Here is a 13451-nt window from a genome sequence, read left to right as displayed (position 1 = left end):
GATCGTCATTGCCCGGGATTCCCGCACATCGCGCCGCGGCGCAGACTCTGAAGGAATTCGCCATGAGCACCAACACCTCGGTCAGCCAGGTAGCTGATCTCGAAACCCCGCTGAAATTCGCCTACTGGGTCCCGAACGTTTCCGGCGGGCTGGTGGTTTCCACCATTGAACAGCGCACCAGCTGGGACTTCGACTACAACAAGAAGCTGGCCCGGATCGCCGAGAACTCCGGCTTCGAATACGCCCTGACCCAGACCCGCTACGCCGCCAGCTACGGCGCGGACAAGCAGCACGAGGCCACCAGCTTCTCGCTGGCCCTGCTCGGCGCCACCGAAAAGCTCAAGGTCATCTCCGCTGTCCACCCGGGCATGTGGCATCCGGGCGTGCTGGCCAAGTTCATCATCACGGCGGACCACATCTCCGGCGGTCGGGCGGCCGTCAACGTTGTCTCCGGCTGGCTCAAGGACGAGTTCGTGAACTTCGGCCTGGAGTGGCTTGAGCATGACGAGCGCTACGTCCGCACCGAGGAGTTCATCCGTGTGCTGCGCGGCCTGTGGACCGAGCAGGAGTACTCGCAGTCCGGCAAGTACTACAACATCAACAACTTCACCCTGAACCCGGCGCCGCTGGACATCCCCGGCCGGGCGCACCCGGAGATCTTCTTCGGCGGCAACTCCACCGCCGCCCAGGCCGCCGCCGGCCGCACCGCCGACTGGTACTTCTCCAACGGCAAGGACCTGGCGGGCTTCGAGGACAACATCTCCGGCGTCACCGCCGCTGCGGCCGCCGTCGGCCACACCCCGAAGTTCGGCCTGAACGGCTTCGTCATCGCCCGCGACACCGAAACCGAGGCCAAGGACACCCTGCGCGAAATCGTGGAGAAGGCACACCGCCCCGCCGTCGAAGGTTTCCGCGCCGCAGTCCAGGAAGCCGGTGCCTCCACCAAGGACGGCAAGGGCATGTGGGCCGATTCGAGCTACGAGGACCTGGTCCAGTACAACGACGGCTTCAAGACAGGACTTATAGGTACGCCGGAGCAGATCGCCCAACGTATCGTGGACTTCAAGAAGATCGGCGTGAACCTGATGCTGACCTGCTACCTGCATTTCCAGGAAGAGGTCGAAGCCTTTGGCCGCAACGTCCTGCCGATCGTCCGCGAACTCGAGGCAGACCTGGCCCGCAAGAACGGCACGGAGCTGAACACGGACCTGCTGCCCGAAACCAACTTTGAAGGAGCCACTGTTTAATGGCTGAACGCACATTCGGCTTCCGCACCCGTGCCCTGCATGCGGGTGGAACTCCCGATGCCGAGCACGGTGCCCGCGCCGTACCGATTTACCAGTCCACGTCCTTCGTCTTCAAGGACACCGACGACGCCGCCAACCTCTTCGCGCTGCAGAAGTACGGCAACATCTACTCGCGGATCGGCAACCCCACGGTGGCCGCGTTCGAGGAGCGGATCGCCTCGCTCGAAGGCGGCATCGGCGCCGTCGCCACGTCCTCCGGCATGGCCGCGGAATTCATCACCTTCGCCGCACTGACGGGTGCCGGGGACCACATCGTGGCCTCTTCGAAGCTCTACGGCGGGACGATCACCCAGCTCGACGTCACCCTGCGCCGCTTCGGTGTGGAGACCACGTTCATCGACAGCAATGATCCGGCAGATTTCGCCGCGGCAGTGCAGGAGAACACGAAGGCCGTCTACACGGAGATCGTCGCCAACCCGTCCGGCGACATTGCCGATCTTGAGGGCCTGGCCAAGGTAGCGCACGACGCCGGGATCCCCCTGATCGTCGACGCCACCTTGAGTACGCCGTACCTGATCCGTCCGATCGAGCACGGCGCGGACATCGTCATCCACTCGGCCACCAAGTTCCTTGGCGGCCACGGCACCACGCTGGGCGGCGTCGTCGTCGAAAGCGGTCTTTTCAACTGGGGCAACGGCAAGTTCCCGCAGATGACGGAGCCGGTGCCCTCGTACGGCAATGTCTCCTGGTGGGGCAACTTCGGCGAGTACGGCTTCCTGACCAAGCTGCGCTCGGAGCAGCTGCGCGACATCGGGCCGTCGCTGTCGGCGCAGTCCGCGTTCCAGCTGCTGCAGGGCGTGGAGACGCTGCCGCAGCGGATGGACGAGCACCTGAAGAACGCCCGCCGGGTCGCTGAATGGCTCGAGGCGGACGAGCGCGTCTCCTGGGTCAACTATGCAGGCCTGCCTTCGCACCCGCACCACGAACGCGGCCGGAAGTACCTCCCGCAAGGTGTCGGATCGGTGTTCTCCTTCGGGGTCAAGGGCGGCCGCGTTGCGGGACAGAAGTTCATCGAGTCCCTGCAGCTGGCCTCCCACCTGGCGAATATCGGCGACGCGCGGACCCTGGTCCTGCACCCGGGCTCGACCACGCACCAGCAGCTGACCGGCGAACAACTGCTGGCCGCCGGGGTGCCCGAGGACCTGATCCGCATTTCCGTGGGTCTCGAAGACGTGGACGACATCCTGTGGGACCTGGACCAGGCCCTGGCCGAGTCCCAGCATGCCGGCGCCGAGCATGGCCCCAGCCGGGACCATGAAGACGACGTCTTCGATACCTCGGAGTTCGCGTCACCTGCCTATGCCGGTGAATCCTGCACCGTTCCGGCGGCCCGCAGTGCGCACACCGAGCCGGGCACGCGGGTGGTCGAGTCGGTCGAGGATCTCGTCGAAGCCGAAGAAGGAGCTGCCAAGTGAGCGTATCCGCGCCAGAGCGCAAATGGGTCGGGCCGTCCGCACCGGAGCGCCTGAACATTCTGCGCAACACCAAGACCATCGCCATTGTGGGCGCCTCGGACAAGCCGAGCCGGGCCAGCTACTTTGTGGCCACCTACCTGCTCTCGTCGAGCAAGTACAAGGTCTACTTTGTGAACCCGGTAGCCAAGGAGATCCTGGGCCAGCCGGTCTACGCCTCGCTGGCGGACCTGCCCGAGGTTCCGGACCTCGTGGAGGTCTTCCGCAAGCACGATGACCTCCCCGGCGTGCTGGATGAGTCCATCGCCGTGGGCGCGAAGACCATCTGGCTCCAGCTCGGTTCCTGGCATGAGGAAGTTGCGGCCAAGGCGGAGGCGGCCGGGCTGAACGTGGTCATGGACCGCTGCGTCAAGATCGAGCATGCACGCTTCCATGGCGGTCTGCACCTGGCCGGTTTCGATACCGGAGTTATCTCCTCGAAACGCCAGCTGACAGCCTGATTAACCCATCTGGAGGGGGCAAGCGGTGCCTGTGGCAACCGTTTGCCCCCTCTGTGTTTCCCTACAATCCAACCCGGAACGCGCCGGTCCCCTTATTTAGGGGATGCCGCAGACCCCCCATCTCTAGGTTTTTACCAAGGTCCTCCCTCGACGATTAACTCCGGCCCATTAACAATCGATGAAGTCCGCGTCGACTGATGAGCCGCTAATCGAGACCGAGGGGTCTTAGATGTTCACTCACAGGGTTATGGGGAATAAGCGGGAGGATGCGCGGGGGCGCAAGTCGTCCTCCCGTGAAGCTGGTGCCGGGCAACCGGCCACGAAACAAACTGGGTACCGGCGCCGCGGCGTCGCCGGTATGCTCGCACTTGTACTAACCACGTCGCTGGGCCTTCCCGCCCTTGCAGGTCCGGCCCACGCTGGGGTGGTGGGCCAGGGATTTACCGTTACGCCAGCGGATCTGGCGTTCATTCTCAAGCAGATCAAGATTTCCGAGGCCCATGTGGCCAACACGACGTCCGCCACGGGTCCCTGCGGAGCGCTGCTCGGCAACGGCCCCAACCAGGTGCCGGGCCCACTGGTCTCCTACGGCCTGCGCACAGTGGACGGTTCCTGCAACAACCTGCAGGAGGACCGCGAAAACTTCGGTGCGGCGCAGGAGAAGTTCCCGCGGCTCACCACGCCGGACTTCCGGCCGGCCGAAGACAGCACCTCGCCGTTCGTTACCGCCGCTGGCGACCCTGGATATGCGTCCAAGAAGGACGTTTGGGACTCGCAGCCACGCGTCATCAGCAACCTGATTGTGGACCAGACGTCCACCAACCCCGCAGCCGTCAAGGCGGCGGGCTTTCCTTTGCGCAGCCAGGGCACCGACGGCGTTGTCCCCTGCACCACCGATCCAACACCGACAACGGCGGGCCTTCCCGAGGGCTGTGTTCCATCGGGGGAAACACTGTTCATTCCGAATGTCACCACCGACGTCGGACTCTCGCCGCCATACAACGGGCTGTTCACACTCTTCGGACAGTTCTTCGACCACGGCCTCGACCTGGTCAGCAAGTCCGGCGGCACGGTCTATGTCCCGCTGAAGGACGATGACCCACTGATCCCCGGACGCGACGGGAAGCTGAACACGGCCGATGACCTGCCGCCGCATCTGCGCTTCATGGCAGTGACCCGGGCCACCAACCAGCCCGGCCCCGACGGCCAGATGGGCACCGCCGACGACATCCAGGAAGCCACCAACCGGACCAATCCCTACGTGGACCAGTCCCAGACCTACGCTTCCCATCCGGCACACCAGGTTTTCCTGCGCACCTATGCGAAGAACACCGCCGGCAAACCCGTCTCCACCGGCGAGCTGCTGACCTCGGCCGACGGCGGCATGGGCACCTGGCAGCTGCTGAAGAAGCAGGCTGCAGAGCAGCTCGGCCTGAAGCTGGTCGACGCCGACGCACTGAAAATCCCGGTGATCCTCACCGATCCGTACGGCAAATTCGTGCCGGGTCCCAACGGCCTCCCGCAGTATGTGACGGCGACCGGACTCGTGGAAGGCAACCTCGCCGCCCCCGTGCCAGCGCCCACCAACGTTGACCGCGTCAGCGAAGCCTTCATCGAGGACATCGCGCATAACGCGGTTCCCGCTCCGGGACTGATCGCGGACACAGACACCGCCATCACCCCGGCCACCGCACGCCAGACCGCCGGAACGTACGACAACGAGATGCTGGACCGGCACTTCGTCGCCGGCGACGGCCGCGTCAACGAGAACATCGGCCTGACCTCGATCCACCAGATCTTCCACTCAGAGCACAACCGCCTGGTGGATGACATCCAGAAGGTCCTCACCGAAGACACCGGCAATGCCCGGGGCGACGCCGCCCTCAAGGAATGGCAGCTGGCCGCCGGCGCTGGTGGCTGGCACGGCGAGCGCCTGTTCCAGGCCGCCCGCTTCATCACCGAGATGGAATACCAGCACCTGGCCTTCGAGGAGTTTGCCCGCAAGGTCCAACCGCTCATCGAACCGTTCTCCGGCTACCACGACGACGTGAACTCCGCGATCAGCGCCGAGTTTGCCCACGCCGTGTACCGGTTCGGCCACTCGATGCTCACCGACACGATCGCGCGCACCAACGAGGACGGCTCATCGAACGATACGCCGCTGCTGAACGGCTTCCTCAACCCGGTGGCCTATACCGACGGCGGTTCCGCCGGCGTCCTGGACTCCAAGTCCGCGGCCGGCAGCATCGCCATGGGCATGTCCAACCAGGTGGGCAACGAGCTCGACGAGTTCGTGACCGACACACTGCGCAGCAACCTGCTGGGCCTGCCGCTGGATCTGGCCGCCATCAACATGGCCCGGGCCCGGGAAACCGGCCTGCCCTCGCTGAACGACCTGCGCAAGGAGCTGTACGGCAAGACCAATGACAGCCAGCTGATGCCCTACAAGAACTGGATCGACTTCGGGCTGAACATCAAGCATCCCGAGTCGCTGGTGAACTTCGTTGCCGCCTACGGCACGCACGAAACCATCACATCCAAGACCACGCTGGCTCAGAAGCGGGAGGCCGCCCGGCTGATCGTGGATCCGCCGTTCGACACCGCGCCGGAATCCATTCCCGCCGATGCAGGCGACTTCATGGGCGCCACCGGAACCTGGGCGGACAAGCCAACCGGCCTGGACACCGTAGACCTCTGGATGGGCGGCCTCGCCGAACGCACCAACCTGTTCGGCGGCCTGCTGGGCTCGACCTTCAACTACGTGTTTGAAAAGCAGATGCTCGACCTGCAGAACGGCGACCGGTTCTACTACCTGGTGCGTACGCCGGGCATGAACCTGTTCTCCCAGCTGGAAGGCAACTCCTTCGGCGAGATGATCATGCGCAACACCAACGCGCACTCCATCACGGCCGACGTGTTCTCCACCGCCGACTGCAAGTTCCAGCTGGCCAACCTGGGCGGCACCGGCACGAACATCGCGGATGACCCGGCGTCGGAATGCAACGAGACCGAACTGCTGATCCGGATGCCGGACGGCACCATCCGCTACCGCACGATGAACTCGATCGACCCTCCGGGCATCAATGGCCAAAGCGTCTTCAACGGTACCGACGGCAGGGACCTGGTCTGGGGCGGCGTCGACAATGACACGTTCTGGGGCGGCCCGGGCAATGACCGCATCGAAGGCAACGACGGCGCCGACACCGCCCTCGGCGGCGAGGGCAACGACATCATCACGGACGCGGCCGGGGACGACGTTCCCAAGGGCGGCCCCGGCAATGACGCGATCGATGCCGGACCAGGCCTGGACATCATCCTGGGCGGCGACGGCAAGGACCTCCTCAACGGCGGGGCCAACACCAACGAGCACTTCGGCGGACCGGGCGATGACTTCATCATCGCCGGCGGCGGAGCAGACACCGTGTTCGCCGACTCCGGCGATGACTGGATCGAAGGCGGTGACGGGGCCGACCTGCTGCAGGGCGATTCCGGCGCTCCCTTCTTCGACGATCCCAACAAACCGGGCCACGACGTCATCAACGGCCAGAACGGCGATGATGATTACGACGCTGAAGGCGGAGACGACATTATGCTCGCCGGCCCCGGCATCGAGCGCAACGCGGGAGCGGCCGGGTTCGACTGGTCCAGCTACGAGTTCGACGAACTGCCCGCGGATGCGGACCTGGAGCTGAAGCTGCTGGGTGTCCCGCTTCCGGTGGACGTCCTGCGCGACCGCCATGCGGAAATCGAAGGGCTCTCGGGCGGCAGCAGGAACGACATCCTGCGCGGCGACAGCGTGGTGCCCCGGACCGCGGTGGCCGAGGGCTTCTCCGGAAGCAATTGGCTGGACGCTGACAGCGTCAAACGCATCCGCGGCTTGGAAGCCCTGCTGCCCGCCGGTGCAACGTCCGGCACGGCGGTCTGGGGCGAAGGCAACATCATCCTCGGCGGCGGCGGCAACGACACCATCGAGGGACGCGGGGCCGACGATATTCTCGACGGCGACAAGGAACTGAAAGTCCGGCTCAGCGTCCGGACCAATGCATCCGACGCAGCCACCGAGATCGGCTCGGCAACAGGCCTGACAAAGCCCTACATGGCCGGCAGCACGGAGACCCTGCAGCAGGCGGTCTTTGCCGGCAAGGTGGATCCGGGCAACATCGTCGTCGTTCGTGAAATCGTGGACAGCGCGACCCCGGGTAACGCGGACGTAGCGGTGTTCAGCGATATCAGCAGCAACTACACCGTCACCACCACCCCGGCCGGGGCCCAGCCGGGCGCGGCGGGCAGCGTCACCACCGTCACGCACAACGTGACTGATGGAGATGACGCAGCCCTGACCGGCGACGGCACCGACACCCTGCGCAACATTGAGCGTCTGGTGTTCGCCGACACGCAGGTACCGGCGGCGCCCACCGGCGTCACGGCCACCGGCGGCAACGCTTCGGCGACCGTGGGCTGGTTTGCACCGGCAGGTTCCTCCATCACCGCTTTCGATGTCCGGGTCCTGGATGCCAACGGTGCCCAGGTCGGCGCGCTTCGGCGGGTCGATGCCACCACGACGTCGCTGCTGGTGGACGGCCTGACCAACGGGACGGCGTACCGCTTTCAGATCCGCGCGGTCAACGAAGCAGGCGCTGGCGCCTACTCCGCTCCGAGTGCGCAGGTGACCCCGGCTCCGGTTGCGGCCGCTGCCCCGGCCATCGGCACCGCCACCGCCGGCGACCAGCAGGCCACGGTCCGCTGGAGCGCTCCGGCAACCAACGGCGGCTCGGCAATCACGGGCTACACCATCAAGGTGATCGACGCCGCCAATGCCCAGGTGGGTGCCCTCCGGAACGCCGGAGCCACCGCCACGAGCATGGTGGTCACCGACCTGCCGGCCGGCAGCTCGCTGCGGTTCCTGGTCGCCGCGGTGAACGCGGTGGGCACGGGAACCTTCTCCGCAGAGTCGAACGCAGTCACACCGGTGGAGACAGTAGCTCCGACGGTTACTGCCAAGACCCCGGCGGATGCGGCAACGGGAATCCTGATCGGCACCAATCCCACGGTGACCTTCAGCGAACCGGTGACCGGCGTCAACGGCACCACCATGGTGCTGCGCAACGCCGCCACCAACGCAACCGTAGAAGCCACCGTGACCTACACCGACGGGAACATGACGGCGGTACTCGATCCGGTTGCCGACCTGGCTGCCAACACCCAGTACCAGGTCACGGTGACTGGCGGCGCCACGGCCATCCGGGATGCCTTCGACAACCCGGTGGCAACCACCGCCTGGAGCTTCACCACGGAGGCCGGCAAGCCTGCCACGGTCAAGAACGTCGACTTCACCAGCGACGGTTTCGCCGATCTGGTGGCGCGCGACGGCAACGGCCGGCTGTGGCTGTACCGCAGCGACGGCGAAGGCAACCTGCAGGCCCGAACCGTGCTCGGCGCCAGCGGCTGGAACTCCATGAACGCCATCGCCAGCCCCGGCGACTTCGACGGGGACGGCAAGGCGGACATCATCGCCAAGGACAGCGACGGCTCCGGCCGGCTCTGGCTCTACCCCGGCGACGGCGAAGGCAGGCTCGGCACCCGGATCCTTATCGGCTCCAGCGGCTGGAACTCCATCAACGCCGTCTTCAGCGGCGGCGATTCGGACAACGACGGCGACACGGATCTGATTGCCCGTGACACCTCGGGCCGGCTCTGGTTCTACCCGGGCAACGGCGCGGGCCGCTTCGAGCCGCGCGAGCTGATGGGCTCCAGCGGGTGGAACTCCATCACCAGCCTGCACAGCCCCGGCGACTTCGACGGGGACGGCAACTCGGACCTGGTGGCACGGACCACGGACGGACGGCTGTGGATGTACCCGGGCACCGGCACCGGCAGGCTGGATCCGCGGATCCAGATCGGGACGGGGTGGAACTCCATGAGCGCCATCTTCAGCCCCGGTGACCTCAACGGCGACACCAACCCGGACGTGATCGCCCGGGATGGTGACGGACGGTTGCTGCTCTACCCCGGTAACGGGACCGGCAGGCTGCTCAGCCCGCAGGTCATCGGCAACAGCGGCTGGAATGCGATGAGCATCCTGTTCTGAGCCGAACCGGCCACCTAAAAAGCCAGGCTCCGGGAAACCGGGGCCTGGCTTTTGCCTGAGTTCTGCGGCTCAGTCCCTGTCTGCTACGTTGCCCATGGTTCTGCCCAACCGATCCGCGGTTGGGTCCACGCCTTTTTCCACGATCTTTTCGACCGGACCGGACTGCTTTTCCGCCGCTCCGCTGCCCTTGTCCTCGGCCTGTCCGGGCGCCTGCTTGTCCTGGCCCCTGTTGACGAGCGGGGCACCCTCGACGGCGCGCCGCACGAGCCGCTTCACGGGCTGCTGCGCCTTCCCGGCGTTCGGCACGGCGTTTCGGACTGCTTCGTCGGCAAGCTTCTGGGGCTTGGTTTCGGGCTTGTTGGCCTTCGGTTTGTCGTGGGCGTTGTCATCCGCCTTGGCCTTTTCCTTGGCCTGGCCGCCGGCCGGCTGGCCTTTGCCGCCCGAAGCCTTCGCTGCCGAATCCGGCACAGCGGGTGCGGCGGGAACAGCGGGCGGCTGTCCGCTGGCTCGGACCCGCGAGTCGGTACCGTTGCCGCGCGGGTTGCCCGGTTCCTTGGCCGCGGCCTGCACCGGACCGCCGGAGCGTTCTACGCGTTGCCCGGCTCCGGCGGAGAGGTCCGCTCCGCCCGGCGTAGCGACCACGGGCGGAAGTGCCGGCAGCGCATTGTCGGAGGCACCGCCGTCGTTAGCTTGGTTGGCCGGCTGGTGCTGCTCATCCGGCTGCACCAGCTCCACCGCGGTGTCCACGGCGGCGTACAGGTTCTCGCGGACCTCCTCGTTGGCTGCCACGGCACCCACGCCCAGGCTCATGGAGGCGGCGACGACGACGCCGACGATCGCGCCCCGGCGCTTGCGGCGCAGCGGGACGACTTTGGGCTTGAAGAAGGCGGCGAGCTCCGGGGACGGCTCGGGAGCGGGGCCCTGGCCGAGATCGCGGAGCTCGGCCAGCAAGGTATGCAATTCCGGATAGTCGCCTGCGTCGGCGAGCAGATCCGCATCCGGCGCTGTGCCGGGACGTTGCTGGTTCATGATGCCCCTCCTACCTTGCTGCCGATGACCATGTCCTTGAGTTTCGCGAGTGCCCTGCGCTGGAGCTGCTTGACCGAGCCCTCCGACTTGCCCATGACCCTGGCTACCTGGTCGATGGGCAGGTCCGCCACAATGCGCAGCGACAGGACGTCACGCTGGTCCGGATTCAGGGTCTGCAACAGCTGGACGACGTCGCCGCCGGAGCGGTCCACCACGACCTGTTCGGCCGAGGCGACCGTCCGGGTGTCGAAATCCGGGTCGTACTCGGCGAGATGGGGGTGGCGAGCACGGGCGCGGGCGGCGTCCACCACTCTGGCGTGGGCTATCGAGAACGTGAACGTCTTCAAACCTGCTACACCCCCGGTGACCTTGTCGAGTTTCTGGAATACCGTCAGGAAGACTTCCTGGGCGACGGCTTCGGTGTCCTCAACGCCCCTGGCCTGCAGGTACCCCATCACCGCGGGCGATAAAGAGCGGTAAATCTTCTCGGCGGAACGCCCGTCTCCGGAAACAGCGGCCAACAGATCCTCATCTGTCAGCAACCCATCCACGGTTTTTCCTTTAAGTAGCGACTGGCCCGGCGTCCCTTATCATAGCCGTGCCACTCGCTCCGCGCTGGATGCAGCACCCGGCATTCGGCCGGGCCCATCCAAAAGATGTGAAAGCCGCGCCACAGCTCGTTGGGGGGGAAGCTGTGGCGCGGCCTCTACATATAAGTAATCGAACCGGCTTGGGGAAAAGTTACGCGGTTTCAAAAAACTTTCTAAAAACTTTTTCCGGGCCGTTCCCGGTGCCTGGCTTTAGTGGGCCTCAACCACGTCCACCGTGCTGGCCAGGCGCCGGTTCCGCAGGACCGGAAGGAACTCGCGGACCTCGTCGATGCGGCGGCGGGTTACGTCCACGGTCACAATGCCGCGCGGCTCGTCGTTGAGGTAGTCCTGCACAATGCCCATCGGATCCAAAATCGCTGAATGCCCCACGGTGTGGCTGCTGGAGGTGCCGGCCGCGGCCACCCAGCAGGTGTTCTCGATGGCGCGGGCCTTGAGCAGCGTCTCCCAGTGCTCGATTTTGTGGTCCCCTTTGAACCAGGCGGCCGCCACGCAGATCAGATCCGCCCCCTGGTCCGCCAAGCCGCGGGCCATCTCCGGGAAGCGCACGTCGTAGCAGGTCATCACGCCCACGCGCAGCCCGCCGATCTCCACGAGCTTCAGGCCGCCGTCGCCCGGTTTGATCTTGGTGGACTCCTGGTAGGAGAACGCGTCGTACAGATGCAGCTTCCGGTAGGTATCCACAATCTGGCCGGTCGCGTCCACGATCACGAGCGTGTTGTAGGGGCGCTCTTCCCCGCTGGCCTCATAGCCGCCGGCGATCAGGGCGATGCCGGTCTCCGCAGCGATGAACGAGAGCTTCTGGACGAAGGCGCTCCAGTGCTCGTTGACGGCGGAGATCAGATTCCCTTCGACCTTGCCGACGGTGAACATGGACTCTTCGGGGAACAGGATCAGTTCGGCGCCCGCGGCCTTGGCCTCTTCGGCCTGTGCACGCATGACGCTGAGGTTTTCGTTGACGTCCCCGGAAGGATCGAATTGCCCAACACTGACCTTCATGATGCGCTCCCGTCTCGATGGCGGCGTGTCTCATTCCAGACTACATAACCCGCGGCACGGAATCTCTAAAGGGTTGTCAACGTCCGGCGCAGCGCAGGATCGCCTCCACGGAGCGGTCCGCGTCCTCCAGGGTGGTCGACCAGTTGCACACACTGATCCGCATCGCGGTCATGGCGTGCCAGGTGGTGCCGGAGAGCCAGAGCGTGCCGTCCTCCTGCACGCGGCGTACGACGTCGTGGGTAAAGTCGTCCGCGCCGGCGCCGCTAATGTTTCCATCCCCGCGGGGGGATAAAGCGGACCAGCACTTGGTTGAGCACCACGTCGTTGAGGATTTCGACGCCGTCGACCTGGCCGAGCTGGGCCGCCATGTGCCGGGCCAGCGCGCAGCAGTTCCCAACCATCTCCCGCACGCCGTCCCGGCCGAGGGTGCGCAGCGCCGCGTAGATCGGGAAGCCCCTGGCGCGGCGGGAGAACTCCGGCACCCAGGACACTTCGTCCCGTTCCTGCCCGTACTCAAGGTAGGAGGCCTGCGGCGGCGCCATGGCCTTGACGTGCGCATCGGCGTCGGCGACAAACGCCAGGCCTGAATCATAGGGGACGTTGAGCCACTTGTGCGCGTCCGTGGCCCAGGAATCGGCCAGTTCCACTCCATCGAGCAGGGGCCGCAGTCCGGGGCTCACGGCGGCCCATAGCCCGAAGGCACCGTCCACATGGACCCACGCTCCCTCGCGACGGCGGACCAAGTCAATGGCGGCGCGGATCGGATCAAAGGAGCCGGTGTTCACGTTGCCGGCCTGCAGGTTCACGATCAACGGATCCCGGTGCGGAATCCGCGCGAGGACCTTCTCGAGCTCCCGCAGGCGAATCCGGCCCTGGCTGTCCGTGGCCACGGTGTGCACCCGGTCGCGGCCGAGCCCCAGGTACTGCAGGGCGGACAGGACTGTGCTGTGCGCCTCGTCGCCGACTACCACTTCTACCTCCGGCGCGCCGAAGAGCCCGCGTCCGGTGACGTCCCAGCCCGCCCGCTCCAATACGGCGGTGCGGGCGGCGGCCAGGCAGGTGAAGTGCGCCATCTGGCAGCCGGTCACCAATCCGAATCCGCTGGCCGGCGGCAGGCCGAACAGCTCCAGCAGCCAGGCGCCCACGGCTTCTTCCACCACCGACGCTGCCGGCCCACCCGCATAGAGCCCGGCGTTCTGGTCCCAGGTGGAGGTCAGCCAGTCCGCGGCCAGGGCCGGCGGCAGGGAGCCGCCGATGACGAACCCGAAATAGCGCGGTCCCGCCATGGCCACCGCGGCACGGCCGCCCACCTCCGCCAGATGCTCGATCACGGCCTGTGGTTGCTCGCCAGCCTCGGGCAGCGCGGTGATCAGTTCGCGGCGCAGGTCCGCCGCAGCCATGCCGCTCTTGACCGGGCGCTCGGGCAGGGCACGCAGGTACTCGGTGGCAAGCTCGGCAGTGCGCCGCAGGATGCCGTAGTCATCCGCCATTCCTGCATGCTACGCCCA

General features: G+C 66.2%; 9 protein-coding genes. 4 read left to right on the top strand and 5 right to left on the bottom strand.

What is annotated here, in order from left to right:
- Window positions 1-62: 62 nt before the first annotated feature.
- From sfnG to J5251_RS05240, 4 genes are all read left to right on the top strand, one after another.
- Entirely contained in the window at window positions 63-1247 is a 1185-nt protein-coding gene (gene sfnG, locus J5251_RS05255) for a dimethylsulfone monooxygenase SfnG (RefSeq protein WP_208575407.1), read from the top strand.
- Complete coding sequence (locus tag J5251_RS05250; RefSeq protein ID WP_240792920.1) at window positions 1247-2722, top strand: O-acetylhomoserine aminocarboxypropyltransferase/cysteine synthase family protein; 1476 nt, start codon at window positions 1247-1249, stop codon at window positions 2720-2722. The genes sfnG and J5251_RS05250 overlap by 1 nt, the downstream gene beginning before the upstream one ends.
- Window positions 2719-3219, top strand: coding sequence for a CoA-binding protein (locus J5251_RS05245; protein WP_074700122.1), 501 nt, complete (start codon window positions 2719-2721; stop codon window positions 3217-3219). The genes J5251_RS05250 and J5251_RS05245 overlap by 4 nt, the downstream gene beginning before the upstream one ends.
- 358 nt (window positions 3220-3577) lie before the next feature.
- Window positions 3578-9307, top strand: a complete 5730-nt coding sequence (locus J5251_RS05240; RefSeq protein ID WP_139003946.1) for a peroxidase family protein — start codon at window positions 3578-3580, stop codon at window positions 9305-9307.
- A 69-nt stretch (window positions 9308-9376) separates the two neighbouring features.
- Here the strand turns inward: J5251_RS05240 and J5251_RS05235 are convergent, their stop codons facing one another.
- The 5 genes from J5251_RS05235 to J5251_RS05215 all read right to left on the bottom strand — a co-directional run bounded on the left by J5251_RS05235 (window position 9377) and on the right by J5251_RS05215 (window position 13433).
- Window positions 9377-10336 carry a hypothetical protein gene (locus J5251_RS05235; protein ID WP_208575406.1) on the bottom strand — a complete coding sequence of 320 codons (960 nt, stop codon included), beginning with the start codon at window positions 10334-10336 and terminating at the stop codon, window positions 9377-9379.
- Entirely contained in the window at window positions 10333-10887 is a 555-nt protein-coding gene (locus tag J5251_RS05230) for an RNA polymerase sigma factor (RefSeq protein WP_208575405.1), read from the bottom strand. The genes J5251_RS05235 and J5251_RS05230 overlap by 4 nt, the downstream gene beginning before the upstream one ends.
- A 249-nt stretch (window positions 10888-11136) precedes the next feature.
- A complete protein-coding gene (locus J5251_RS05225; protein ID WP_208575404.1) occupies window positions 11137-11943 on the bottom strand; it encodes a carbon-nitrogen hydrolase family protein in 807 nt (268 codons plus the stop codon).
- Between the two features lie 76 nt (window positions 11944-12019).
- Window positions 12020-12163 (bottom strand): hypothetical protein, encoded by a 144-nt coding sequence (locus J5251_RS05220; protein WP_208575403.1) that lies wholly within the window; start codon window positions 12161-12163, stop codon window positions 12020-12022.
- Window positions 12164-12206: 43 nt separating this feature from the next.
- The gene (locus J5251_RS05215; protein ID WP_208575402.1) at window positions 12207-13433 is read right to left on the bottom strand and encodes a pyridoxal phosphate-dependent decarboxylase family protein; all 1227 of its coding nucleotides are present in this window, start codon (window positions 13431-13433) and stop codon (window positions 12207-12209) included.
- Between the last annotated feature and the right edge of the window lie 18 nt (window positions 13434-13451).

This window comes from Arthrobacter crystallopoietes (genome assembly GCF_017603825.1).
In the GTDB taxonomy this organism is placed as follows: domain Bacteria; phylum Actinomycetota; class Actinomycetes; order Actinomycetales; family Micrococcaceae; genus Crystallibacter; species Crystallibacter crystallopoietes_B.
This window is presented reverse-complemented; position numbering and strand designations above follow the sequence as displayed.